Genomic DNA, 26151 nt, shown 5'->3' with positions numbered 1-26151 from the left:
CCCACGGCAAACAGCGCACGCCGGCTATTTCAGCGATAAGCGAAACGCCTCAGTAGCCCGCCTGGCGATCCACGGTGTGCAGCAATTCGCTGCCTTGCAGATCCCGCAGGATGTTCTTCGCCACGACCGCCGCACCGCCTTCCACCTGCATGGTGCTGGCGATGTGCGGAGTGACCCACACCCGCGCGTGCGACCACAGCGGATGCCCTTCGGGCAGCGGCTCCTGCTGGAATACGTCGAGAATCGCCGCGCCGATCTGCCCCGCGTCCAGTGCCGCGACCAGGTCGGCCTCCACCACATGTTCGCCCCGGCCGACGTTGATCAGTCCGGCGCCCCTGGGCAGTTGCGCCAGCGTCTCGCGGTTGAGTATGCCGCGGGTGCTGTCGGTCAGCGGCAGCAGGTTGAACAGGATGTCGCACTGGGACAGGAAGCTTGCGAGCTCCCCGGGACCGGTGTAGGTCTTCACCCCGTCGATGTTCCGCTCCGAGCGGTTCCAGCCCAGCAGCCGGAATTTCAGGTGGCGCAGTTGCGCAAGGCATGCCTGGCCCAACTGGCCGAGGCCCATCACGCCAACCCGGCTGGTCGAGGCCGGGAGGATGCTCAGCGGCTCCCACACCTGCGCCGCCTGCGCGGCGCGGTAGGCCGGCATCTCGCGGTGCAGCGCCAGCGCGGACATCACCACGAACTCGGCCATGATGTCCGCCAGGGACTCGTCGACCATGCGCACCAGTGCCACCGATTCGGGAATCTTCGACAGGTCGAACTGGTCCACCCCGGCGCCGGCCGCGAACAGCACGCGCAGGCTGGTGTAACGCTCGATATCGGCGACCGCCTTCCAGGTCAGCAGGTAGGTGACACGCGCCGGGTCGACCGCCTCGAAGCCTTCGACGAACTCCAGGTCCGGCACCTGGGCGGCCAGCAGGGCCCGCCATTTTTCCGCGTGTTCGGGTTCGGCGTTGTAAAGAAAAATCACGTCCTGTTCCTCACTCTTGTTCTCTGCACGTCCGGCCAGTTAACCAGCCGACCTGCGCGAGGAACACCACCGACAAGATACTGCGGGCACGCAGACTGACTCGTCAGGCGCCTGCGTTACTTGGCGGAACGCACGCAACCGAAGCGCATTTCCTTGGACGGCGAATGGCCGAAGAACGAGGTGTAGCACTTGCTGAAATGGCTGGGCGAAACGAAACCGCAGGCCAATGCCACCTCCACCAGCGACAGGTCCGAATGCTGCAGCAGGCGGCGGCTTTCCGTGATGCGCAGCTCCAGGTAATAGCGCACCGGCGAGGTGCCCAGCTGCTCCTGGAACAACCGCTCCAGCTGACGCTTGGAGCGCCCCACGCACTCGGAGAGCTGATCCGTGCTGAGCGGCTCCTCGATGTTCGCGCTCATCAGGTTGAGCACGTCGCGCAGCGGCTGGGTCATCTTCTCGTGCAATGCCGGGCGGGTGCGACGGTAACGGGATTCCTCGAAGGCGAGGATATCGACGATGCCCTCCACCAGCTCGCGCCCGTGCAGGTTGTGGATCCACTCCAGCACCAGGTTGAAGGCACCGGTCGGGCTGCCAGCGGTCAGGCGGTTGCGGTCGAGGATATAGCTCTCGGCAGTGACCACGCTGTTACGCGCAACCTCCGCCAGCGAGGCGCGATTTTCCGGGTGTACCGCGCATTGGTGACCATCCAGCAGGCCGGCCTTTCCGAGAAACCATGCGCCATTCCACAGGCCGGCCAGAGCGATGCCGCGCTCGTCGGCGAGTTGCAGCAGGCGGCTGAGGCCGGGCATGTCCTTGAGCGGCGTGCGCAGGCCGCCGCAAACCACCAGCAGATCCATGTCCAGGTACCTGCCTTCCAGCGCAGCCGCCGGACAGATCACCAACCCGAGATCGCTGGTCACCGCCTCGCCATCGAGGCTATAGGTGCGCGTGGCAAAGGCGCCTTCGCGAATCAGGTTGGCGGTGACCAGGGTATCCAGCGCCTGGGTGAAGGCCGGCAGCGAGAAGTTCTCCAGCAACACGAAACCGACTTTGCGCTGCCGCTGCGGCTCGCCTTTGCGGTCATCGACGAAGCGCAGGTTCTGCCCCTGCATCGACTCGCTGAACTGGCGTCTTTCCACTGCTGCGTACCTTTGCGAATTGCTGTTGGCAGGGGCAATCAACCGCGCGCCCCGATCCGGAGCCGGCCCTGCCTCCTATGGAAGCGAATTATACAAACGCCCCCAGGCACAGCCATCGCTTCCGTGCACAAGAGCCAGGCACGCCCGCAACCGCAACGGCAGGCGCCCTGCTCTGCACGCCGCCATCACCTTCTCCGCTGGGCGCTTCAATCGGAATTCTCATGAGCGTTTCTGGCTGATCACTGCCGCGGGTGATCGGCAGTTGCCGACCATAGCAGACGTTCTGGGACAGTCGTTGTTCTGCTATGTAGTGAAGACGGCTGCTTGATGGCTAGCTTGCCGAAGGTATTCTTCAGCGTGCAGCGAAGCGCGCCAGGTGGCATGAGGGGCGCCGAGGATGTCCGTTCAGTATCCAGTCCATGCAACACAAAGCCTTTCCGGGCCAGGTGCGCAACATGTACAAAATTCTCGTCATCGCGCCGATATTGCTGCTTGGCATTGCTTTGCCCTCCTGGGGAGAGCCGTCCGTGCAGGTTGGTTTTTCTCCTGAAGGCTCAGCACGGGTGTTGGTCCTGAAAACAATCGGCAATGCGCAGGAAAGCATCCAGATGCTCGCATACGCGTTCCAGGCGGAAGACATCGCCCAGGCGCTGGTTGACGCTGCCAAGCGCGGCGTCAGGGTGCAAGTGGTGATCGACAAGCGACGAAACCTGGGCGCGGCCAGCAGAAAGGCCATGGACCTGGTGGTTCACAATGGCGTCGCGCTGCGCACCAACGACCGTTTTCACCTTCACCACGACAAAACCATCATCGTCGATGGAGCGACGGTCGAGACAGGGTCATTCAATTTTGCCCCCTCGGCCGAAATGACCAACTCCGAGAATGTTGTGGTCATCAAGGGGATGCCGGAAGTCTCCCGGCAATACATCGAGCACTGGCAATCGCGCTGGGACCTTGGCGAGCCGTACCCTGCGAACTGCGCGGGCGCAGATAGCACGATTACTGCCGTTGCTGAGGGCAGCTACCGACCCATAGCGGACGTGAACTTCTAGACTATTGGGCTTGCCCATTGGCAGCGTTGCATGGTCCCCAACCAACCAGACGCTTGTCATTCATCGCTCTTATTCTCTCTCATCGCGCCGTTAATAACTCTCAAAGCTCCTTGACCTTAAAGCTAACTTTAATCTTAGGGTTCCGCACAGACACCGCCAACTGAGTCGGTGCACAGATGCTGCCTCCTCTGGCGGAGCCAGCCCAACACGCGGAGACCTTCGATATGAAACCTGTTTCACTTGCCCTTGCTTGTGGCCTTCTTAGCGCCGCCATAGCGGTGCCTTCCTGGGCTTCACAACCAACCGATCCAGCGGCCGCCCAGGCCGCCACGACGATTGCCGGGCAAGTCATCCCTGTCGTGAAAGGGGGATTGTACGATCGCTACCACTCCAATCCGCCACTCTCGGTGATTGCTCAGGAGGCTCCGGATATCGACCTGAGCTGGTTCAAGACCCTGACAAAGACCAAGGTCGACATGGGCTTTGAGTCCTATTCCCCGAATTTCTATTACAACAACAGCCGGGTCACCGTGGTCTTCACAGCCGATCTGGACAGACTCCGGGGTCTGATGCCCGCCAAGGTCCTGGAGCAGGTGCAGCCACTGCAGATCTGGCCTGGCCGAGGTCTGGTGGCGCTGACTGCCTACGCCTATCACTACTGCGACAACGACAGTTACAACGAAATTGCCTTGTCCATCGTCACCAACAAGCCAGGCCGCAGCAACCTGGGGCCCATCAGCCTGATCAGCCAGTCGATGAGCAGGGACCTGTGGGGGTATGTGTTGAAGCTGCCGGTCAACACCGAGCTGGCCAGAGTGCGCGGCGTGGTCGGCTACAACCTGCCCAAATGGCTGACACCTATCGACTATCGTGAGACGGACAAATCGGTGGTGGTGAGCATCAGCGATAGCCAGACCGGCAAGGTCGACGTGACCCTGGAAACAGCGAAGCTTGCTGATCTGTCGCAGGACGTCGAACTGGTCACCAACAGTTTCACTAATCTCGATCACAAGGCAGAGCTCAGCTACGGCTATGCGGTCTCCCGGCAGCTGCGCCATGCCTCCACGACAAGCTCGGACGCCGTCAAGCTGAGCCTGAGCGACGGCAGCCTGTCGACCTACATCAAGTCACTGAAACTTGGGTCGATGCTGAAGTACGAGTATGTGCCGCAGTTCCAGAGTGCCTTGTATGCGCCGGAACCGCTGCAGACGATGCTGCCGCGCGATTGAGTGTTGCGGGTTCCCAGGGCCAAGTGAGGAAATCGCATGCAGACCATCTTGGGCGCCACCGGCCAGATTGCGGTGGAACTGGCGCGAGAGCTTAACCGCGCCTATACAACAAATCTGCGACTTGTGAGCCGCCGACCAGAGAAGGTCAACGACTCCGACTCCCTGGTGCCGGCCGACCTGCTTGATGCCGGCCAGGCTGCCAGGGCGGTAGAGGGTAGCAGCATCGTCTACTTCACTGCGGGGCTGCCGCCGGATACGCGGCTGTGGGAAGAGCAGTTTCCAACGATGCTCAAGAACGCGCTGGATGCGACCCGAGCAGCAAAGGCCAAGTTCGTCTATTTCGACAACACCTACATGTACCCGCAGGATGGCCGTGTACTGACCGAAGCATCCGTATTCGAACCCCTAGGCCGCAAAGGCAAGGTGCGTGCTGCGATGGCGTCGATGGTCCTGCAGGAGGCGGCACGGGGCGAAATCCCCGTCGTTATCGGACGAGCCCCCGAGTTCTACGGTCCTGACAAGACGCAGAGCATTACCAATACGTTGGTCATCGACAAGATCAAGTTGGGCCAGACGCCGCGAGTGCCGGTGCGCGACGACACCCGGCGCACGCTCATCTGGACTCCCGACGCGAGCCGCGCGCTGGCGGCCTTGGGTAACGCCGCGGACACGTTCGGGCAAACCTGGCATTTGCCCTGCGACGATGATCGCCTGACCTACCGACAGATCGTGGCGTCGGCATCCGACCTAGTCGGTCGTGAGCCCTCTTATCGAGTGCTCGGCAAGTGGACTTTGATAGCCGCCGGCCTGCTATCCCGGCAGGTCCGCGAACTTCGCGAGCTACTGCCGCGCTATGAGCGCGACAACCTGTTCGACTCGGCGAAATTCAAGCGGCGCTTCCCGGAGTTCCAGGTGACCACTTATCGCCGAGGGCTCGAGCAGCTCTTTGCAGAATCCAGCCCGAATCCGTTTGAAAGGTAGACCGTCATGCCCCGTCGCATTCTCCATGTCGTCTCCAACGTGGCTCACTTCGACAATCCCGACGAGCCAACCGGCTTGTGGCTGTCGGAGCTCTCTCACGCTTACGACCTCTTTGCTGCCCAGGGCTACGAGCAGCAGTTGGTAAGCCCCAAGGGGGGAGCAATACCTCTGGAGCCACGCTCGCTCAAATGGCCGAACGCCGATGCCTCCGCTAAACGTTGGTTGGCTGACCCCGCCAGCATGGCGTTGCTCTCGCACACCGCCTCGCCGGGAGAGTTACGCGGCAAGGATTTCGATGCGATCTACTTCACCGGCGGTCACGCCGTGATGTACGACTATCCGGATGATGAAGGGCTGCAGCGACTCGCCCGCGAGATCTATGAGCATGGAGGCATCGTTGCCTCCGTATGCCATGGCTACTGCGGCCTTTTGAACACTCGGCTATCGGACGGCTCGTTGCTCGTCGCAGGGCGACGCGTGACCGGCTTTACCTGGATGGAAGAGATCCTGGCAGGGGTGGCCAAACAGGTGCCTTACAACGCCGAGGAAGAGATGAAGCGACGTGGCGCCCGATTCGATAAGGCGCTGGTTCCCTTTACGCCGAAGGCTGTGGTGGATGGCCGCCTGGTGACAGGGCAGAACCCTCAGTCAGCCAAGGTCACTGCCAAACGGGTCATTTCAGTACTGAGCGCCTGAAGACAACCAATTGTTGGCCCTGGAGACCCGATGAACCCTCAGCAGGGTTTTGCTCCTGGAATAACCGAACAGCGGTGCGTAGTAGTCGGACGCGCAATTTCGGAGGTAACGCTGCCGCTGTGATTGACGCGAAGGAGGCTCCGCATGGTGGCGGTCGTTCGTGCATCGGACGGCACGCTGCGGAGCAGCCAGTACAAGGGGCGTAGTGGTATCGCTGCAGAGTCAGTCTGGGGCGATTTTCGCCTCTCGTTCCGGCCGACGGATGGAATAACGCTCCCGGCCACAGCACGTCTGCAGGCGCCGGTTCATCGATCTACACATAATCCGGAGACACGAACATGGGATACGTCACGACCAAAGACGGTGTCGAGATCTTCTACAAGGATTGGGGCCCCCGGAACGCCCCAGTCATCCACTTTCATCATGGCTGGCCGCTCAGTGCCGACGACTGGGACGCCCAGATGCTGTTCTTCGTGGCGAACGGCTTCCGAGTCGTTGCTCACGATCGCCGCGGGCATGGACGATCGAGCCAGGTGTGGGATGGACATGACATGGACCACTACGCTGACGACGTGGCCGCGGTAGTCAATCACCTTGGTACCCAGGGGGCGGTACATGTGGGCCACTCGACCGGCGGCGGAGAGGTCATCCACTACATCGCCCGTCACGGCGAGGACCGTGTGTCCAAGGCCGCGATCATCAGCGCGGTTCCTCCGCTGATGGTCAAGACCCAGAGCAATCCTGGCGGCCTGCCCAAGGAGGTGTTTGACGACCTTCAGGCCCAGCTCAAGGCCAATCGCGCCCAGTTCTATTATGACGTGCCGGCCGGGCCGTTCTACGGCTACAACCGCCCGGGTGCGAAACCCTCCGAAGGCATCATCTGGAACTGGTGGCGCCAAGGCATGATGGGTTGTGCCCAGGCTCACTATGACGGAATCGTGGCATTCTCCCAGACGGACTTCACGGAAGATCTCAAGAGCATCACCATTCCCGTGCTGGTGATGCATGGGGATGACGACCAGATCGTACCCTACGAGGATTCCGGGCCGCTTTCAGCAAAGTTGCTCAAGAACGGGACTCTCAAAACCTATTCTGGCTTCCCCCACGGGATGCCAACCACCGAAGCTGAGACAATCAACGCAGACTTGCTGGCGTTCATTCGCGGCTAACCGCGCCAGGGAGCCAGGTATTTCTGGCTCCCTTCCTTTCCATGGGCGCGACGGCATGGCGTTCCGTTTAATTAGCCGTCGGAGCGACGGTCAGAGCCTTTAACCGGAGCATCGCTCCACTAGTGCGAAGATCGCAGTTTCAGCCTCATTTGTCCGCTGTTGGCCGATTGCTGCCCCTGACGAGAGGCCGCTACCGACCCATAGCGGACATTCCGATGCTAGCAATATCAAGGTTTAGCTGGATCGATCCAAGCTGGACGGAGCCCTGCCTCAAATTCCTCGCGTACCTGTTCAAGCGACTCCGGACAACCCATATCGGCTTCGACTTCTCCGACGCACCCCCAGCAATCATCGCCGCAATCGGTTGAAAGTGGATCGCCTGATAAATCGAGCGCGCGCCCGCAGATTTTGCATTGTTTGGTTGGTTCAAGAGTCATCATAACTCCCCCTCATTAAGGCAGGCCGTTACGGTGTCTTCCAGGATGGTGATCAGTTCAGGGGCCATGTAGCGGTAGTCATCGGGAATATCCAAAACGTGCAATCGCTTGTGTTCAAGCAGGCGTGAGTACTCCGCCTGCAGCCGCTGCTGGTGCTTGCGCTCCATGACGAATATGACATCGGCCCAGCGGATATCCGCCGGGCTGACGGGCCTGCGTGCATTCGGGCTGGTACCTGCCGAGCGGGCAGCGAAGCCTGCGCGGCGACGCCACATACTTTCCGCAGTGGGGCTGCGCCATTGGTTACGACTGCAAATGAACAGAAGGTTGGTCATCCTTGATCCAGCAACTGGCGAGTGGAGCGAACGGGATAGCACATACCGAGCTGGCGTGCCCTCTTCAGCTTTTCGGCGCGTCCGTACAGCAACTTCCAGTGCTTTTCCAGCTTGAATGCAGGTGGTTGTGTTGTGTAGGTCTTGCCGTGTTTACGGGCCTGCTGGCGTCTCCAGGCTCGGGTTCTTTGCATGGTGGTTTCCTCGTGAGCACCGGGGTCAGCAGCCGCGGCAATACGAGGTGAGCGTATGGTAGGGGAGTATGTTGGCGTAGGCCAGGGGACGAGAGTGCCGTTGTTATAAGCGGGGCGCATAGCGATCAGGTAGTTGTTTGTTCACCTGCTGCCACAGTCCGCTACTGGCCGATTGCTGCCCGTAGCAAATGGACGCCAACACCGCCACCAGGCCGCAGCCACTGGCTGCATCGTTCCATGCAACTGCCCGCCAGAACGGACCTACCTGCACAGGTGGGCGTGTACGCAGCGATTCGTTATGCGTAGAGCTTCGGCCAGATTGCTCGAATCACCTCAGCACAGCTGCCTCTTCTGGCCGCTTCCGGCAGTCCACGGCCATTTCGGCCATGAGGATGGCGAGTGTGTAGACGAACAGTCCCAGAGCGACACCGAGGATCATGTTCTCCGAGCCCTGGCGCTGCCAGGGAGACGAGGCCGGTGCGGGGAACAGTGGTCTTCCCCTCGGGAGCCGTAATCTGCGTGACAGCCGTGCGGCAGTACCGGTCCGTGTATCCATCGCAATCCGAACTACGCTCCTCCAGTCGACACTCCTGGAGAGATCACGATGATCCGTACCCTGCTGACCGCGTCCCTGCTGGTGACCTTGAGCGTTCCGGCCCAGGCGGGGATAGCCGCCTTCCCCTCCTCCTTTCGCACCCAGGAGGTCGCCGTAGAGGGCGCGACCATCCATGTACGCGTCGGCGGAACCGGGCCGGCGGTGGTGCTGCTGCACGGGTTCGGCGATACCGGCGACATGTGGGCGCCGCTGGCCACGGACCTGGCCAAGGACCACACCGTCGTCGTGCCGGACCTGCGTGGCATGGGCTTGTCGTCGATTCCGGCCAGCGGCTACGAGAAGAAGACCCAGGCCGCAGATGTGCGGGCGGTGCTGGCCTCGCTGGGCATCGAGCACTCGGTGGTCATCGGCCATGACATCGGCACCATGGTGGCCTATGCCTATGCGGCGCGTTATCCGCAGCGGACCGAGCGCCTGGTGGTGATGGACGCTCCCGTCCCCGGCATCGCGCCGTGGAATGAGATCGTCCGCTCGCCGATGCTCTGGCACTTCGACTTCGGCGGCCCCGATATGGAACGGCTGGTGGCAGGACGCGAGCGCATTTACCTGGACCGTTTCTGGAACGAGTTCGCCGGCGATCCGCACAAGGTGGACGAAGCGACCCGGCAGCATTATGCCAAGCTCTACGCCCGTCCCGGCGCGATGCATGCCGCCTTTGCCCAGTTCCGCAGCATTCGCCAGGACGCGGTGGACAACGAGGCGTCGAACAAAACGCGGCTGACGATGCCGGTACTCGCCGTCGGCGGTGAAAAATCCTTCGGCGCCAACGAAGCCATCGTCATGCGCAATGCTGCCGACAACGTCACCGAAGTGGTGGTGCCGGGCGCCGGGCACTGGCTGATGGAAGAGGCGCCAGCCCCGACGATCCAGGCCATTCGTCAATTCATTTCGCCTTGAGATCCACGCCATGAAGAGCCCGGCATCTAGCGCCTGATGCCGGACGTTTCAGCGGCCCCAAGCCTTCCCCATCAGCGCATGGTCAACAAAGAAAGTTCGCTGCCGCTCGTCACAGAAATCCGATAGCAAGGTTGACCCTCTCCTACTGCGCCACTAGATTCCTACCCTTCTTTCGCCAGGGTGCGCTGTGCCCCGGCGATCACAACGGCAAAGGAATGTCCGCTCATGTTCAAGCCCCTCAGGCCCTGGCTGCCTGCCCTGCTGCTTTGCAGCCCGCTCGCCGCGCAAGCGGAAGGCCCCTCTGGCGATTTCTGGCTGATTCACCAGCAGGGCAGCCTCTACAAGAACGAAATCTTCGTCATCGATGGCGACCCCGCCAACATCTACGACCGCAAGAACGGCGTGCGCTCGCTGGGCGTCTATCAGTTCTACGAGGAAGGCGCCAAGCCGACCTTTACCGCCTATGACGTCGAGGTCGACTGCGCGAAGAATCGCGTGCGCCTCAACGGCGCGCAGAACTACGACAAGTTCTACAACGACATCCGTCCGAAGAAGGTCTCCAAGGAATGGCAGAAGAAGCCTGAGGCGTGGATCGCCCAGAGCCGCGACTTCCTCTGCAAGCCGGATGCACACGTCGAGCAGAAGATGTACCCGCTGGGCAAGATGCCCATGACGCAGCTGGTCTCGGCCGCCCCTGGCCTGTTCCAACTGCAGAACCGTGAGCACGCCAAGAACCTGATCCTGCAGATGGTCGACAAGGGCTTCGAGCAGATGCCCGTCAAGAACGCACCGGCCAAGGAGGGCGTGCAATGAAAGGACTACTGGCACTCGGGATGATCGCCATCCTGCTCGGCGGCTGCTCCGCCATTCCCACCCTGCCCGAAGCACAGGCCCGCAGCTACTGGAAGGGCCGCCCGGCCGGCGATGCCATCGACCACTTCGGCGCACCCAGCGATATTGGCCTTGCGCCGGAGAACGACTGGGTCGTGCTGATCTACCGCCGCGATACTTCCTACGTCTCGCGTGAAGCGCTCGGCACCTACACCGGCCCGCAGAACGGCCAACTGGTGCATACCGAGTACTGGGGCGACGTGGTCCACTCCGCCAGTTGCGAAATCCGTGTCGCCATCAATCGCGCCCGGCAGGTGGACTACCTGCTGACCCGCGGCAATTGCGGCGGCATCGCGCTGAAGCCGGAAGCCTGAGCCCAGGCTTCCCCACCAAGGAAGGGACGAAACCATGCCAAGCATGAACTACCTGGCGAAAGCCGCATTTCCGTTGCTCGGTCTCCTGGCCATCAGCTCGCAGGCTTCTGCCGAAGAGGTCAAGGTGACGGAGCTGCTGCGCAGCGGGTATGAAGTGAAGGCGGCCTACGTGGCGCCGGGGCGAGTCACCCAGATCCACTTCCTGATCCTGCAGAAAGGCACGTCGGTCTACCAGTGCGGCAGCTACGAAAGCAGCGCGCCCATGCAGCGCTACTACGACTATTCCAACACCTACTCCTGCTCGCAGATCGGGGACTGGGTGCCCAGGAACTGAGCGACTGTCACCCTCCTCCTGTGCTCCTGCGAAGGTCGGCATCCTCGATGCCGGCCGGCCGCGCTCCAACCGTCACACGGATGTTTCTGCAATGAAATTGCACCTGTTGCCCGCCAGCCTGTTGCTGGCCTGCGCCGTCTCCCACGCCGCCGAGCAAGCGCCCGTCCCGAAGCCCCTGGAAGAACAGGTCGGCCGCCTGGTCGAGCTGTACAAGGACAGCTTCGCCACTGGCTACCCCGAGGCCACCCGGGTGCAGACCCTGAAGGCCGGCAACGGCAGCGAGCTGACCCTGGCGGTCTTCACCGTCGAAGGCTTCGACATGGGTAACAACTACAACCAGTACCTCGCGGTCTTCACCTCCACCCCGAACGAGGAAGGCCAGGAGCATTACAGCCTGCTGGATGCCATGCAGGTCGGCGGCGGTGGCTGGCGCTCGATCGAGGCACTCAATGCCAGGCTGGTCAGCGACCCCACGGGCCAGCGCACGCTGATCGATATCCCGGTAATGGAAAACACCGACGACGATTCGCCGAACTTCCCCAGCCGCGCCGGCGTGATCCACCTGTCCCTGGAAGGCTCGCAGACGCCTCGACTGGTGGAACAGCACTGACACCGCCGCAAGGTCGTACCAGGCCTGATACCAAGTCGATAACAAACCACGCTAAATTTCGCTGCGCGGCGGCCGCCACTGTCGGATAACCATCCTCAGCGGAAGCCTCGCCATGACCACCATCAGCGCCGTCAGCGCCACCAACGTTCGCTATTCCACTGCCTCGACTGCTTCCACCTCGACCTCAGCGGCGAGCGGCGAAGGCAGCACCACCACCGATGCCACCAGTACCCGCCAGACCAGGGCGAGTGGTTCTGCACAAGGCGCGGGCGGAGCGGCAGGTGCCGGTGGCGCCGCGGCAAGCGGCGGCTCGGACAGCAGCTCCGACACCACCCTGGAAAAACTCAAGCAGGCCATGGAGCAGGCGCAGAAGGAACTGGAAGAAGCCGAGCAGGAGCTTGCCAAGGCCAGCCAGGGCGGCGGCCAGACCGAGGAAGAAAAACAGGCCCAGCAGATCGCCGCCCAGGCTGCACAAGCGCGTGTGTCGTCCGCCTCGGCGGCCGTGGCAGCGGCTACCGCCGCCTATTCGCAAGCGCTGACCGAGTCCGGCAGCGGCACCAGCGGCACGTCGGTGAATACCACGGCCTGAGGCCGGCAAACCAACGGGCTGGCGCGCTCGCCAGCCCGGTCAGGCTCAGCGGGTCCAGAGCGGATCGGTGGTAAAGGCAATGGTCAGCCAGCGGTTCGGGCCCTCGCCGCCAATGGCCTCGCCGATCTCGTCACGCAGTCGGTCCCACTCGTCCAGGGTCTGCGCCGGCCAGCCCGGCGGGACGATGAAGTACAGCTCGATCTGCTGTGCCCGCCCGACCTTGGCGACATAGGCCTGGTACGCCAGGAAGCCGTGCTGCGCGACGATCTGCGCGGCGACCTCGTCGACGTGCTGCTTCAGCTCCGGCGGGGTGACCAGCAGGATGTCCTTGAGCGCCTGGCGAATGGTCAGGAACGGAATCGGCAGGATCACCAGGCAGATCAGCGCCAGCACCGCCGGGTCGACATACGGGCCGATCTGCGCGTAGCCGCTCACGGTCGCCAGGTCGCCGACCAGGAAGGCGATCAGCAAGGCCAGGGAAATGCTGCCGGACATCACCCAGGACTTGGCATCGAGGGCGACGAAGTCCGAGCCGATGCGCCGGTTGGCGCGGAACTGCACCGCCGCCAGGGCGAAGCAGACCAGGGTGGCGACCGCCGCATAAAGAATGGCGAAGCCGAACTCCAGCGCATGGCCGCCGCTGAGCAGCCGGCCGATGGCGTTGATCAGCGCATACAGCGTCACGCCGCAGAGCAGCGTGCCGTTGAGTGCCAGCACCATCGGCTCCAGGTGCCAGAAGCCCATGTTGAAGCGTTCGGCCAGACGCCGGCTGGCGTCGCCCTCGGTGGTGTGGCGGCGGATCAGTGTCGCCACCATCAGCGCCAGGCCGCTCATGCTGGCGTCGGCCAGCGAGTAGACACCATCGAAGACGATGGAGAAGGATCCCGAAAGCAGGCCGACGACAATACCGAAACCGGCCAACAGCACGGTCACGATGATGGAAAGCCGCAGGATGCCCTGTTCTGTTTTCATTGCTGGCGTGCTCCTCGCGCCTCGATGGTTGCGTCGCCGGAAGCCGGCCTGGCCGGCCCTGGCGGTTTCGCTGGGGGCGCGACTATACGCCAGGGGCCTGGCCACGGCCATTGGCGCCCCGGCAATGTGCCCATGCAACGTCGCAAGGGGTCGGCGCCACCAGCACGCCCCCGCTGCCGCCATTTCCGCCGGGGCGGCGCAGCCTCGACCTAGGACGGCGCTGCCCCTTCGTTCATCAGGTAGGTCACCAATTGCCGGGCGTGGGACGACAGGGCATCCCAGTCGGCAACGCAAAGGCGCAGCTCACGGGTGGCCCAGGGGTCCGCGAGGGCCACCAGCGTCGTCGGCAATTCCTGCGCCAGCCGCGTCGCGGCAGCCTCCGGCAACATGGCCACGCCCACTCGCTGGGCGACCAGCTGGGCGATGGCATCGAAGCTCGGCGCGCGCACGCGCACCTTGAGCGGCAGCGCATTGCGTACCGCCATCGCCTCGACGAAGCGTTGCATGGCGCGCTCGGCCGGCAGGCAGACAAAGGGAAAGCTCAACGCGTCGCGCAGACTGGGCAGGTGCTGGCTGGCCAGCGGGTGATCCCGCGGCACCAGCAGCACCAGCTTGTCATTGCGGAACGGTAGCGACAGCAGGCCCGCGGTGGGCAGGTTGCCGTCATACACGCCGATGTCGATCGAGCCGTCCCGCACCGCGAGCAACACATCCTTGCTGTTCTGCTCGATCAGTTGCAGGTCCACTTCCGGATAATCCGCCAGGAACGGCCCCAGCGCAGTGGGCAGGAAGGTGCTGTTGGCGACGGTGGATGCCGCCAGGCGCAAGGTGATGCGCCGTTCACCGCCCAGCTCCTGCAGGGTGTCCTTGAGCTGCCGTGCCTCCTTCAGCACGCGCTGGCTGGCCTCAAGCACCAGGCGGCCGGTCGGCGTCAGCGTCATGCCATCGCTGTGCCGGGCGAACAGGCAAAGCCCGCAGCGCTCTTCGAACTGGCGCAGGCGGTTGCTCGCCGCCGAGACCGCCACGGGCACCGAGGCCGCTGCCTTGCTCAGGCTGCCGGTGCTGGCGATGGCGGCGATCAGGCGCAGATCGGCAAGATCAAAATGCACTTCGCGTTCTCCACAGGTGAAAGCAATCTTCGCCAATCCAGGATTCTAGCGGCGCAGCCTTCTCCCTAGAATAATGCCTTTCTCCTGCCCTGCGTTCCCGCCGACATGAACAATCTGACTTCCCTGTATCAGCGCAGCCTGCACAACGGCGTGTTCTTCGCCGTGCTGTCCGCCACCGGCTTCAGCCTCAAGGCGGTTTTCGTCAAGCTCTCCTATGCGGCCGCGCCCGTGGATGCGATCACGGTGCTGGCCATCCGCATGGGGCTGGCGCTGCCGCTGTTCCTCTGGCTGCTGTGGTTCAGCCGGGGGCCGCAACAGGCACGGCTCTCGCTGGCTGACGGCGTACGCATTCTGCTGCTCGGGCTGGTCGGCTATTACCTGTCGAGTCTGTTCGACTTCTACGGCCTGGAATACATCAGCGCGGGCCTGGAGCGGCTGATCCTGTTCACCTACCCGACGCTGGTCCTGCTGCTGCAGATGGCCATGACCCGCGAACGCCCAGGCTCGCGCACCCTTGTAGCCATGGCCATGTGCTACCTCGGCCTGGGCATTGCACTGGTGCACGACATCAAGGTGGAAGGCAGCGGCGGGCAGATTCTGCTGGGCGCCATCTGGGTCTTCGCCAGCGCCGTGACCTACGCGGTGTACTACATCGGCACCGCCGCGGTGATCCAGCGTGTCGGCTCGATGCGCCTGGCCGCGCTGGCCGGCATCGCCTCGTCGGTAATGGTGCTGGGGCACTACGCGGTGACCGGCGACGCGCAGCAGCTGGTAACCCTGCCCGGCTCGGTGTGGCTCTACGGCGCCCTGATGGCACTGATCTCCACCGTGCTGCCGATCTACTGGATGGCGCTGGCCATCCAGCGCATGGGCGCCACCCACGCGGCGGCATTCGGCAACCTGGGGCCGGTACTCACCGTGTTCGCCTCCTGGGCCCTGCTGGGCGAGGCGATTTCGATCTACCAACTGGCCGGCCTGGCACTGGTGTTGTTCGGGGTGTCGCGGTTGTCCGGTGCCAAGGCGGCTGCGCCTCAACCTGCGCCGAAAGCGCAGGCCGAGGATTGCAAGGCAGCAGGTTGAGCGTATCCGCTGCCGACCTGCGCGCTGACACCGTGGCTTCGTGCACTGGTGCGCCATTCACCTGGCGCACCAGTGCCTCACCCGCGTCTTACTGCACGTTGCCGCTATCGAGCTGGTGTTCCTTCTCGGCCAGACCATTGGCCAGCGTGCTCAGCTTCGTGTCCGGAGCATTGCTGGGCAGCGGGTCGACGCCGGCCGAGGCGAACACCTGGCCGTAGCTGTTGCGCAGCTCGGCATAGGCCAGGTCACGACGCAGGTCAGCCTGCAGGGCGTTGAGCTCGCCCTGGATCAGGTCCAGTTCACCGATGCCCTGCGCCTGGTGGCGGTTGCGCAACTGGCCGACGATCTGGTTATCCAGGCTGGCCAGTTCCTGGGTGGTGACGAACTGCCGGCGCGCCTCGTTGTAGTTGGCGTTGGCCACGTAGAGCTGTGCCAGAACGGCCATCGACATGGCCTGGCGACGCGCCACGTTGACGTCTTCGCCGGCCTTGGCGACATCGATGGCTGCCGGGGCGGACAGGACGTTGAACAGGTTCCAGGTGACCTTCACGCCGTAGTCGGCCCAGCGGTTGTTGACCAGGAAGCTGTTGGAGTCGTAGTGCCCACCGGCGGAGAATTCCAGGCCCGGCAGCAGGCGCAGCATGGCCTTGCGGGTTTCCGCGGCACTGATACGCGCCTGGTAGTCCTGCTCGCGCAGTTCCGGGCGGCTCGCCAGGGCCTGCTGCTCCAGTTGCTCGATGCCCACTTTCAACTCCGGCACATCGTAGCCTTCCGGCGCTGCCAGGGTCAGGTCGGTGCCCAGCGGCAGGTTGATCAGCGTCGCCAGTTCGGTCTTGGCCAGGGACAGCGCGCGGCGCTGCTCTTCCAGCTGGCGGCTGGCCTCGATCAGGGCACGCTGGTAGCCCAGTGCCTGAACCGGATCGCCAATGCGCTGCTGGCTCATCTGCTGGCTGTCCTTGCGCGCACTGTCGACCCGCGCCATCAGCGCGTCGATGCGATCCAGCAGGCGTTGCGCGGCGACGGCGCGCCAATAGGCCGAGCGCACATCCTGGATGATGGTCTGCACCACCTTGCGCCGGCGCTCCTGGACGATCAGGCGCTGGTCGGCCTGCTGCTTGGCGCTGACGTAGCTGACGCCGAAGTCCAGCACGTTCCACACCATGGTGAGGTCGGCGACATCGCGGTCACGGTCCTGCGAGGTGGAAGGTTCCAGCGACTGGGTGTTGGTCAGCACGCTCTGGCTACTGGAGGCGCTCTGGTTGTTGCGTCCCGCGTAACCCGCTTCGAGCGCCATGCGCGGCAGCATGTCGAAGGTAGCGAGGTCGAGCTGTCGGCGCGACAGCGCCTCTTCCATCACCTTCAGGCGCGACTCGAGGTTGTACTTCACCGCGCGGGCCATGGCCTCGTGCAGGGTCAGCGAGCCACTGAGCGGCTCCTGATCCTTGAACATAGCCCGCAGGTCGTCGCGGGCACGTTGCTCGCTTACGCTGCGGTCGATGGGTTGCGTAGTAACGGCGCAGCCCGACACGGCAAGCGCCAACAAGCTGATCCCTAGCAAAGTTGTGTGTTTTTTCATCCCTGGCCGTCCCCCTCGTTACGGCTTCGTTCCTGTGCTTGTTCTGCTTTTAGATGTGCTGATCAGGATGCGTCGCGGCCCTGGGCAACCTGCCCCAGCGCCCAGGCCAGCTCACGCACTGGTTGTTGTTCGGATTCGTGGATCTGCTCCAGCTGCTGCGCCAGGCTCGGCGCGCCAAAGACGCCGCGGATACCCTGGTCGATATCCCCGCTGCGGCGGTCGAAGGCCTTGAGCGGCGTGTTCTCGTCGCTGCCGTTGCGATCGAAGATGCCCGCCAGCGTGCTGCTGCCGAATACCCCCGCATCGCCGCCGCCGAAGCCCAGGAAGCCCTTGCCACCGCCATCGCCGAACGACGAACTGCCAAAGGCCTGGGCGATGAAGCTCTGCGACGGCGCACCGTTCTGCACGAAGATATTGCCCAGCGGCGGCAGGCCACCGGCACCTTCGCTCTGGAACAGCGAGGGCGGCAACACCGGCGAAGTGCCTTGCGGCGTGACCAGCACCGGCACGTTGGGCTGCAACGGTGTCGGCGACGGCGTAGCCGGTACGGGCGGCGTGGTGATGCGGAACTCCGGATCGCCATCGGACAGCGAGCCGATCACGTAACTGTCGCCGCGCAGGGAACTGCCCAGGGCATTGCCGGCGGCATCATTGATGCCGCCGGCGTTGACCGTCAGGCCCAGGCTGCCCTGCCCGCTCACGCTGCCGACGGTCACGCGGTAGGTTCGTGCGTCCAGTTGCACGATCGAGACGATACTGCCGCTGGCGGAATTGCTGGTCACCAGGGAGAAATCGCCGGCGTCGACACCGCTGACGTCCTCGTCGAAGGTCACCAGGAAATTCACCGTGCTCGCGCCGGTGGGTGACGGGTCCAGGCGCACGACCCCGGTCGCCGTGGGCGCGCGGGTGTCCACCAGCACGCCGTGGCTGTCGCCGACGCCGTTCAGGGACGGGTTCAGCGCATTGCCGGTAGCATCGCGCAGGGAACCGCCATTCGCGGAAAGCCCAGTGACTTGGATGCCGTCGCCATCGTTGTCGCCGGCCTGGACGGTGTAGCGGAACACCAGGCTGTTGCTGCCCGAGCCGCTGACGTAGTCCGCATAGACAGTGCGCCCGCCCATGTCGATGGCCAGCTTCGGCGAGCCGTCCACCACCACGGCCTCGCTGGTCTGCACCACGAATTCGAGGGTGTTGCCGACGTTGCGCAGCCCGCCCGGCGGCACGCTGACCGCGGTAATGGTCGGCGCATCGCGGTCGACGCTGTACACCGCGCCGACCAGGCCACCGCTGAGGGGGTTGCCCGCCGCGTCGACAATGCCGGTTGCGCTGCCATTGAGGTTCAAGCCCAGGGTACCGGTCCCCAATACGCCGCTGACGGTGATCTGGTAAGTGCGCCCATCGATCTGCTGCAGACCGCTCAGGCTGCCTGCGGCGGTGCCAGTGCCGACCAGGGCGAAGTCGCCCAGGTCCACGCCGCTGACGTTCTCGCTGAAGGTCACGGTGTAGCGCACGCTGCCGGCATTGGTCGGCGACGGGTCGAGAGTGACGATGGCGCTGGGCGTCGGCGTCACGGTGTCGACGATGACAGCGCTGGTGGAGCCGACGTTGTTCAGTGTCAGGCTCATGCCGTTGCCGGCGGCATCGCGCAGGGTGGCGCCGTTGGCGGAAAGACCGCTCACGCTGATGCCGTCGGCGTCGTTGTCACCGGCCTGCACGGTGTACTGGAACACCAGGGTCGAGCTGCCGGAGCCGGCGACGAAGTCGGCGAACACCGTGCGGCCGCCGATGTCCAGGACCAGCTTCGGGGCACCATTGACCAGCACCGCTTCGCTGGTGTTGACCACGAAGGTCAGGGTATCGCCGGCGTTGTAGGGAACACCGACCGGCACGCTGACGCTGCCGACCGTGGGCACCACGGCATCGACCAGCACGCCGGAGGTACTCGCCACGCTGTTCAGCCCAGTGTTGATGTGGTTGCCGGCAGAGTCGCGCAGCGTGCCGCCATTGGCCTGGATGGACGAGCCAAGGCTGATGCCGTTGGTATCGAGTTGACCATTGCCCACCACCAGGCGGAACACCAGCGCGCTGCTGCCGCTGCCGCTGAGGTACTGGGCGAAGACGGTGCCGCCAGTATCGAGAGTCACGGCGATGCGCGGCGTGCCGCCGCTGGTGTCGACGACGACGTTCTCGTTGAAGTTCACCGTGAAATCGAGGTTCTGCCCCGCCACATAACTGCCATCAGGCGGCACGCTGACACTGATGATCGTCGGCGGCACACCATCGATCACGATATCGCTGCGGCCAGCGAGCGAGTCCGCGCCGCCCTTGGTCGGTAGCGTCAGGATTGCCTGATCGTTCTGGGCATTGGCCAGCACCGCTCCGTTGAGTTGCAGCGCAGAGGTGCTCTGGAAATCGAGATCGGGGCTGATGTCGCCAACATGCACAAGGTACTGGAACGTCAGAATGTTGCTGCCCGAGCCGCTCACATAGATCGCGTTGCGATCGAGCGCGCCGGTTTCCAGCAACAGGCTGGGGAGTCCGCCACTGAGGTTGACGTAGACCGAGCGGTCGAACTGGACATGAACCAGAATCAGGTCGCCCGCCTTGTAGGTGCCATCCGGGTTGCCGGCACTGACACTGACGATTCGCGGGTTGGGCTGATCTACCGTGATCAGGATGAAGTCGGTGTCGCTCTGCACCCCGCCGGTACCGCTTGCGCCCTGGTCGCTGCTGACGATCTGCAGCGACGCGCTGCCGTGATAGCCGGGGTTCGGCTGGAAGATCAGCCCTTCGAGCGCAGCATTGACGTCGGCCAGGCTGCCGACGAAGGTCATCGTGCCGTCACCCGTTCCACTGCCGGCAAGGAACGTCAGGCCGCCCAGGCCAGCCAGGGAGACAGTCCCGTTGTTCGCCGTCAGGGTCACCTGTATCGCATCGCTGGCGCCAACGTCCACGTCGCTGATCGCAATGCGATTGCCCAGGCCGGTACTGAACACCAGCGGGCGGTCCTGAAGGACGGTCTGGGAACCCGGCACGCTGTTCACCGGGGCGTCGTTCACCGGGCTGATGGCCAGGTTGAAGGTGGTCGTAGCAATCTTGTTGCCGCCCGTACCGGTATTGCCGCGATCGTCGAGGCTGACCGTCACGCTGACAGTGCCCGATGCATTGGCTGCCGAAAGGTAGCTTAGCGAGCCGCTGGCGACGAAAGCGTTGATATCGGCCAGAGTGCCACTGAGCACGAGCGAGTTGGTGCCCGAGCCCGTCAGCGTCACGCCGGCTGCCGCCAGCGCACTGAAGGTGCCGTTGCCGGCAGGTACACTGAAAGTTGCCTGGACCAGACCTGAACCCGCGTCGACATCGGCGAAGCTGATGCCGGTCAGCACCAGGGGTACGTCCTCGCTGCCGCTCACTGGGGAGGACGGCACCACGGGGGTGCTCGGCGTATCGTTCACCCCTTCGATTTGCAGCGTCAGGCTGCCGCTGCTGGTCTGCGCTGGGCCACCGCTGTTACCCAGGTCAGTCACGCTGACCTCAAGGGTGACGTTACCGTAGTAGTTCATCTGCGGCGTATAGGTCAGGTTATTCCCGGCAAGGTAAGCGTTGATGTCGTCGACCCGACCGGTGAGGATCACGCTGTTCTGCGCCGTGCCAACTGCGATCGTACCGCTGACCGCCACACTCAGGGTGCCGCTGCCGGCAGGGAGCGTGAAAGTGACCCGAACGCTGCCCAAGCCCGCATCGACGTCGGAGATGGTTATGCCGGTAATGCTGTGGGAGGAATCTTCAAGGAGGTTGATTACACCCGGCAGGCTGAGCTGCGGGGCGTCGTTGGCGGCAGTCACGGTCACCGTGCGCGTGGCCACGGCACTCTCGAGCTGGCCATCATGCACGCTGAAGCTGACGCTGCGGGTGGAGGTGTTCGGGGTGTCCGAGCTGTTGCGGTAGGTCACCGAGCGCAGCGCCGCCTGCCATTGCGCGGCGGTGGCGCCGGCGGCGGAACTCAGGATCATGGTGCCGGTGGTGCTGTCATAGACGCCGACAATGTCGCCCATGGTAGCCGGATTGCTGGTGAAACCGAGCGCATCCTCACCCATCTGGAAATTGCCGGCGATCTGCACCCTGGCGCCCTGCAGCAAAGGCGAGTCGGCGTCGGTCACCGTGAGGCCGCTGTCGATCACCACCGGAGTCGAAGCGACGTCAGCGCCTTCGACGAACGCGGCGCTGCCACCGCTGGCGGTGATCAGCGGCGCATCGTTGATCGCTGTAACGGTGATGGATGCCGTGTCGCTGCCAATGGAGTACGGCGAGCCGCCACCTGCGCCGGTTGCATTGGCCTTGGTGCCTTGCAGGCCGGCTGTGATGTCAGTCTGGTCCCAGGCTCTGTAGGTGATGCTTGCGCTGGTGCCATTGATGCCGTCCGGCACGAAGCGCACGCGGTCGATGCTGCGCAGCAGCAGCGCCGAATTGAGGGAGACCACTCCGACGTTCTGCCAGCTGGCACCGCCATTCACGCTGTATTGCCAGGTGCCGTTACCGGCGTTCAGGCCGGTGATGGCAATGCCCGTCAGTGCCCCGTTGTCGACGTCGCTGACACTGCCGAGGAAGCTGGAGACAGCCTGGCCGACGTTGTCGATGTCGGAATCGGTCAGCCCAGTGAGTGTGGGCGCCGTCGGCGTCAACACGGGCGCATCGTTTTCGCTGCTGACGATAAGCATCGCCTGAGCCGTGCCGCTGGAGAACGCGGTACTGCCGCCATTGGTGCTGGTGTCGCTCGTGCTGCGCACACCGTTAGTGGAAGCGATGCCGACACTCCCGTCCCAGGCACGGAACGACAGCGCCGCCGTCTCGCCATTCTGCCCGTTGGGCACGTAGCGCAACTGGGTGGTGGCCGACAGCATCAGGGCGCTGGTGCCGCTGACGCTGCCCACCTGGGTCCAAGTCACCCCATCGGTGGAGTATTGCCAGTCGCCACTGCCGGTGCTGGCGATGATGGCAATGCCGCTGTTCGGGCCATCGCCATCGGCGTAGCTCACGCCGGACAATAGCGAGGACACGCTGACCGCGCTCGACGTGGCGTCTTCGCTGGTGCCGGCCCACGCGTAGGGTCCACCGGACAATGTCGGAGCGTCGTTCACGGCGGTCACCGTTACCTGCGCAGTGGCCAGGTTGGAAGTGCCGCCCTCGGCGTCGGTCACGGTGAAGTTGACCTGGCGAGTAATGTCGGTACCGCCGAAGGTGGGGTCGTCCGAAGAAGACGAATAGCTCACCGAACGCAGCACGGCCTGCAACGAGGCCAGCGAGCCGCTGCCGCTGATCTGCATCACACCGGTCGTGCCGTTGTAGGTCGCCGAGAAGCCACCGGAAACGCTCACCGACAGCACATCACCCGAGCGGAAATCGCTGATGATGACCGTGGCTCCCTGGAAGGTCGTGCTGTCGGCATCGGCCAGCACCAGGCTGCCCACCAGCACAGCAGCGCTGCCACCCTCGGTGTAACCCACCGAATTGTTTGCGGGATTCAGCGTCGGTGCATCATTCACCGGGCTGACGGCAACGCTCGAGGTGAGGTTCGGCGAAGCGCTGTTGTTGTTCGGCCCGCTGTCCGTCACCGTCACGACGGTGACGGCACGGGTGGCGCTGCCCGGGTTATCGCTGCTGTTGCGGTAGGTGATGCCGTCGATCAGCTGCGCCATCTGCGTGTTATCGCGCGACAGGCTGCTCAGGGTGATCAGTGCCGTACCACCGGAAAGGCTCACGCTATAGCTGCCGATGCCGGCAATTGTGCCGCTGCTGCCGTTGCTCAACGCGATGTCGACGCCACCGATGTTCAGGAACTCGCTGGCACCATTGCTGACGTTGGTCACCCGCAGCGTCATTCCGGTGAAGGTCTCGCCGGCATCGTTGCTCGCGGCGACCACGCCACTGAACAGGTCCACGGCGGCGCCGTTTTCGGTGAAGCTGGGGTTGCTGGCGGTAGCGGTCACCGTCGGGGCAGTGCTCGGCGGAACAGGGTCGCCGGCAAAACTGTCGATGTTGGTGTTGAAGAAATCGCTGCCACTGATGCGCACTTCGTCGACGCGGATGCCACCGAAGCTCAGAGTCCTCTGCTGCCCCATCAAGACGGTCTGCGCCGTCCCGACGAGTACACCATCGCGGTACCCCGCGACAGTGACGGTCTCGCCGGCGCCGTTATTCAGGTAGATGCTGGTGAAGGTGAAATCGGCACCATCGGTGCGAACAATGGTAAACACCTCGGTGGTTCCGGTGTTTGGGCTGGCGGACAGCAGGTTGATCGACGCGCTGTTGCCCTCCCCATAGAGGTTTTCCCAGGCTGTGTCGCCGCCGTCCCCCGCACTGGTGAAGGTATAGGTGTAGCTGACGCCGCCCAGTACTCGGGTAAAGGAAGCGGTTTGCCCGGTGTTGGTGCTGAAGTCGTCATTGAAGCTCACCAGCAGGCCGCGGAAGTCGCCCACGTCGAGCGCCGCCGCCTCGACGGCGCCGTGGCTGACTTCCAGTACCCAGTTGCCGCCCAGCGCAGTGGCGCCGGTCATGTCGTTGGAGGCGGCGACGTCGGCGCCGGTGGCATCGGCCAACTGGTCGACGAAGGAGCGGCCCGCGCCGTCGGCGCCCACCTGGCAGCCGTACAGGAGGATGTCGCCGTTCTTGTCCAGTGCCTGGCCGATGCTGGTCAGCAGGTCACTGCGCAGGGCGATGCTCGAGCCATCCAGCCAGGTATTGCCCAGTTGGACCTTGCCCACGTCGCCGTGGCTGAGAATATGGACCGCATCGATACCGGAGCGGCCCTGGAGGTAATCGGCGATCTGCTGCAGGCCGTCCTTGTTCGCATCGAGCACCACCACTTCAGTACCCGGCTTGAGGCCGGCCACCAGTTGCTGGTAACCCTTCACGCTGGCGTCGACGAACACCACTTCCTGGCGGTGGTCGGAAGTGCCGGCGGGGACGGTGGAGAGTGTGTCCTTGCTCGCGTCGTGGGCGCTGTTGTCCTGAGCCGGATGCGCCTGGGCGTCCTTCGCGGCGGTGTCGGCGGTCGGTTTGGCATCAGCGGCCTCGGCCATGGTGGCGGCCACGGCACCGTCGAATAGCATGCGCGGTTCCAGCGCCATTGCCAGGGCCGGCTTCACCGGTGCCTTGACCGGTACTGCACGCTTCGCCTTGTTCCACCACATGACCCACCTCCACTGCTCTTGGTCGGGAGCGGGTGCGCCCCGCTCCACTGTTTACTGCTTTTACGGTCGAAAACGAGCGATCAGTTGCGCGACGGGAAGACCCCTTCCAACGCAATGATGAAATTGATGCCCAGGTAGGGGTTGCGCACAGAGAAAGGCTGGCTACCGCCAGCAATGCTGGCAGTCCCGTTCGGTACGTTACCGCTGCAGGTGATGGTGAAGGGCTGCAGGGTAGTATCCGCCGCCGTGGTGGAGTACAGCGTGCCCGGGCGGCCGCCTGCGGCGATCGGCCCGAGTACGGTGGTCGCGCCCGGAGCTGCCTGGGTCGCCGTGCTGGCCGACGCAGCCGGGATCGCGGCCTGGCCAGTGGCGGTCAGCGGCGAACCGAATGTCACGGTGTGCGAATGCTGCGGCATCTGGTTGGTAGTCAGCGTGGTGTTCTCGACACCACCGACCTGGCCCAGGTTGATCGGCCCGAGACCGGGGGCTAGCCCCTGGCCGACGGGGCTGCGGCCGCGCATGTCGGGCAGGCCGAACGTGACCTGACCATCGCCGCCGTACGTCGTGCCCAGCAGCGAGAACAATGCTGAGTTCTGCGCGATCGACATGAGCTGTCCCTGGCAGAATGCGTAGCCACGCGGTGCGAAGTTGCCACCGAACATCTTGATCTCACCGATAAAGGGGTCCACGTATTGCCTCTCCTTGGTACCAATCGCTGGAAATGACGGCCAGGCTCACAGCCGCCGGAATGGGTCGCTACTCCGCCTTGCGGGTATGGAAGACCGCCTGGAGCACCGCGCGGCGATCGGCAGCAGGCTGCACCGGGGTCAACAGCAGCAGCCAGCCCTCCTCGCCAGGTGGGGACAGGCGGTACAGCGCCTGGGGCAGGTCCCACTGCTCGGGCAGGGCGAAAGCGGCGCTGAAGCTCTCGTACTCGGAGCTCATCGGATTACCGACGAGCACCTCGAGCAGTTCGACGTCCAGGGCCTGATCCGGGGCAATCCACAACTGGAAGCGCGAACCTTGCGCCTGCTGCAGGTCATGCTGGGTGGGCATCGGATACATGGAGTTTTCCTTCACGACAGGACGTCGGCAGGCGCGATGGCCTGCGGCACGGCGCGGGGCAACCGGCGCAGCTTGAGATAGACGCCGTTTTCGCCGGCCACGACGAACCCCAGGCGGGTATACAGGCGCAGGGCCGGGTTGTAGTTCTCTACGTGCAAGCCGACGCTCAGGCCCTGTGCATCAGCGCGTTCGAGCAACTGCCCGAGCACACGGGTACCGATTCCCTGGCCGCAATGGCTGGGCAGCAGGGCAAGGTCGATGATCTGCAGCTGGGTGGCGCCCCAGTGGAGGTAGACGCGGCCGACGGACTGGGCGTCCGCCTTGATCACCAGATACTCGGCGTCGGGAAAATGCGCCTGGTAGTAGTGGTGCTGGGCGTCGAACTGCTGGGTGAGAAAGGCATCGATGGTGGCAGGCTCCCAGGCTACCTGGGCCAACTCAGCGGAGCGGGTGCTCGCATAGAGGGCGCGCAGGAACGCCAAGTCAGCGTCCACGGCGGGATGAAACCTCAACGCGAGTGAAGTCATGGTGCTTTGAGTCCTTTCATACGGCAGCCCGGGAAGCCACCTACACCCTTTTGTTATTGAATCGCGCACGCAATTAGCTGCAAGACTACCTGATGCTGAAGGCAAGTTGCCACCTGATTCCAACACAACTAACCAGTCTTTTCGCAAACTATTGTCTGAATTCGATCAGTCTGACTATTTCC

Annotated in this window: 23 protein-coding genes; 12 read left to right on the top strand and 11 right to left on the bottom strand. The window is 63.9% G+C overall.

What is annotated here, in order from left to right:
- Positions 1-49 precede the first annotated feature (49 nt).
- Both G4G71_RS13655 and G4G71_RS13650 read right to left on the bottom strand, forming a co-directional pair.
- On the bottom strand, positions 50-973 hold the full coding sequence (locus tag G4G71_RS13655; protein ID WP_169938367.1) for a 2-hydroxyacid dehydrogenase: 924 nt from the start codon (positions 971-973) through the stop codon (positions 50-52).
- A 116-nt stretch (positions 974-1089) separates the two neighbouring features.
- Positions 1090-2112 (bottom strand): GlxA family transcriptional regulator, encoded by a 1023-nt coding sequence (locus G4G71_RS13650; RefSeq protein ID WP_233297724.1) that lies wholly within the window; start codon positions 2110-2112, stop codon positions 1090-1092.
- Positions 2113-2567: 455 nt separating this feature from the next.
- Between G4G71_RS13650 and G4G71_RS13645 the strand changes: the two genes are divergently transcribed.
- The 5 genes from G4G71_RS13645 (at position 2568) to G4G71_RS13625 (ending at position 7239) form a co-directional block, all read left to right on the top strand.
- Positions 2568-3164 (top strand): phospholipase D family nuclease, encoded by a 597-nt coding sequence (locus tag G4G71_RS13645; protein ID WP_169938365.1) that lies wholly within the window; start codon positions 2568-2570, stop codon positions 3162-3164.
- A 224-nt stretch (positions 3165-3388) separates the two neighbouring features.
- Positions 3389-4393: an acetoacetate decarboxylase (ADC) gene (locus tag G4G71_RS13640; protein WP_169938363.1), complete on the top strand. Its 1005-nt coding sequence runs from the start codon at positions 3389-3391 to the stop codon at positions 4391-4393.
- Positions 4394-4429: 36 nt separating this feature from the next.
- Complete coding sequence (locus G4G71_RS13635) at positions 4430-5374, top strand: NAD-dependent epimerase/dehydratase family protein (protein ID WP_169938361.1); 945 nt, start codon at positions 4430-4432, stop codon at positions 5372-5374.
- A 6-nt stretch (positions 5375-5380) separates the two neighbouring features.
- Positions 5381-6070, top strand: a complete 690-nt coding sequence (locus G4G71_RS13630; RefSeq protein WP_169938359.1) for a type 1 glutamine amidotransferase domain-containing protein — start codon at positions 5381-5383, stop codon at positions 6068-6070.
- A gap of 338 nt (positions 6071-6408) precedes the next feature.
- On the top strand, positions 6409-7239 hold the full coding sequence (locus tag G4G71_RS13625) for an alpha/beta fold hydrolase (RefSeq protein ID WP_169938357.1): 831 nt from the start codon (positions 6409-6411) through the stop codon (positions 7237-7239).
- 436 nt (positions 7240-7675) lie between these two features.
- Here the strand turns inward: G4G71_RS13625 and G4G71_RS13620 are convergent, their stop codons facing one another.
- Together G4G71_RS13620 and G4G71_RS13615 are read right to left on the bottom strand one after the other, a co-directional pair.
- Positions 7676-8011 (bottom strand): low molecular weight protein tyrosine phosphatase family protein, encoded by a 336-nt coding sequence (locus G4G71_RS13620; protein WP_169938355.1) that lies wholly within the window; start codon positions 8009-8011, stop codon positions 7676-7678.
- On the bottom strand, positions 8008-8202 hold the full coding sequence (locus G4G71_RS13615; protein ID WP_169938353.1) for a hypothetical protein: 195 nt from the start codon (positions 8200-8202) through the stop codon (positions 8008-8010). Before G4G71_RS13615 ends, G4G71_RS13620 begins: the two co-directional genes overlap by 4 nt.
- 604 nt (positions 8203-8806) lie before the next feature.
- Here G4G71_RS13615 and G4G71_RS13610 point away from each other — a divergent pair.
- The 6 genes from G4G71_RS13610 (at position 8807) to G4G71_RS13585 (ending at position 12453) form a co-directional block, all read left to right on the top strand.
- Positions 8807-9715, top strand: a complete 909-nt coding sequence (locus tag G4G71_RS13610) for an alpha/beta fold hydrolase (protein WP_169938351.1) — start codon at positions 8807-8809, stop codon at positions 9713-9715.
- A 225-nt stretch (positions 9716-9940) separates the two neighbouring features.
- Positions 9941-10528, top strand: coding sequence for a hypothetical protein (locus tag G4G71_RS13605; protein ID WP_037008977.1), 588 nt, complete (start codon positions 9941-9943; stop codon positions 10526-10528).
- Positions 10525-10920 (top strand): hypothetical protein, encoded by a 396-nt coding sequence (locus G4G71_RS13600; protein WP_045214467.1) that lies wholly within the window; start codon positions 10525-10527, stop codon positions 10918-10920. Before G4G71_RS13605 ends, G4G71_RS13600 begins: the two co-directional genes overlap by 4 nt.
- Before the next feature lie 34 nt (positions 10921-10954).
- On the top strand, positions 10955-11254 hold the full coding sequence (locus G4G71_RS13595; protein WP_169938349.1) for a hypothetical protein: 300 nt from the start codon (positions 10955-10957) through the stop codon (positions 11252-11254).
- Positions 11255-11345: 91 nt separating this feature from the next.
- Entirely contained in the window at positions 11346-11864 is a 519-nt protein-coding gene (locus tag G4G71_RS13590) for a hypothetical protein (RefSeq protein ID WP_169938347.1), read from the top strand.
- Between the two features lie 112 nt (positions 11865-11976).
- The gene (locus G4G71_RS13585; RefSeq protein WP_169938345.1) at positions 11977-12453 is read left to right on the top strand and encodes a hypothetical protein; all 477 of its coding nucleotides are present in this window, start codon (positions 11977-11979) and stop codon (positions 12451-12453) included.
- Positions 12454-12498: 45 nt separating this feature from the next.
- On the opposite strand, the gene G4G71_RS13580 is transcribed toward G4G71_RS13585, so the two are convergent.
- Both G4G71_RS13580 and G4G71_RS13575 read right to left on the bottom strand, forming a co-directional pair.
- Positions 12499-13425, bottom strand: a complete 927-nt coding sequence (locus G4G71_RS13580) for a cation diffusion facilitator family transporter (RefSeq protein ID WP_054908899.1) — start codon at positions 13423-13425, stop codon at positions 12499-12501.
- 209 nt (positions 13426-13634) lie between these two features.
- The gene (locus tag G4G71_RS13575) at positions 13635-14534 is read right to left on the bottom strand and encodes a LysR family transcriptional regulator (protein WP_169938343.1); all 900 of its coding nucleotides are present in this window, start codon (positions 14532-14534) and stop codon (positions 13635-13637) included.
- 105 nt (positions 14535-14639) lie between these two features.
- Between G4G71_RS13575 and G4G71_RS13570 the strand changes: the two genes are divergently transcribed.
- Positions 14640-15614 (top strand): DMT family transporter, encoded by a 975-nt coding sequence (locus G4G71_RS13570; protein WP_169938341.1) that lies wholly within the window; start codon positions 14640-14642, stop codon positions 15612-15614.
- Positions 15615-15702: 88 nt separating this feature from the next.
- Here the strand turns inward: G4G71_RS13570 and G4G71_RS13565 are convergent, their stop codons facing one another.
- The 5 genes from G4G71_RS13565 to G4G71_RS13545 all read right to left on the bottom strand — a co-directional run bounded on the left by G4G71_RS13565 (position 15703) and on the right by G4G71_RS13545 (position 25936).
- Entirely contained in the window at positions 15703-17190 is a 1488-nt protein-coding gene (locus tag G4G71_RS13565; RefSeq protein WP_169938339.1) for a TolC family protein, read from the bottom strand.
- 62 nt (positions 17191-17252) lie between these two features.
- Entirely contained in the window at positions 17253-24377 is a 7125-nt protein-coding gene (locus G4G71_RS13560) for a DUF4347 domain-containing protein (protein ID WP_169938337.1), read from the bottom strand.
- 80 nt (positions 24378-24457) lie between these two features.
- Positions 24458-25066: a phage tail protein gene (locus G4G71_RS13555; RefSeq protein ID WP_240964922.1), complete on the bottom strand. Its 609-nt coding sequence runs from the start codon at positions 25064-25066 to the stop codon at positions 24458-24460.
- Positions 25067-25133: 67 nt separating this feature from the next.
- A complete protein-coding gene (locus tag G4G71_RS13550; protein ID WP_169938335.1) occupies positions 25134-25442 on the bottom strand; it encodes a DUF6916 family protein in 309 nt (102 codons plus the stop codon).
- Positions 25443-25453: 11 nt separating this feature from the next.
- A complete protein-coding gene (locus G4G71_RS13545; RefSeq protein ID WP_240964921.1) occupies positions 25454-25936 on the bottom strand; it encodes a GNAT family N-acetyltransferase in 483 nt (160 codons plus the stop codon).
- Positions 25937-26151: the final 215 nt, after the last annotated feature.

The organism is Pseudomonas multiresinivorans (assembly GCF_012971725.1).
In the GTDB taxonomy this organism is placed as follows: Bacteria; Pseudomonadota; Gammaproteobacteria; order Pseudomonadales; family Pseudomonadaceae; genus Pseudomonas; species Pseudomonas multiresinivorans.
Note: the sequence above shows the minus strand (reverse complement) of the source record. Positions and strands in the feature narration are given on the sequence as shown.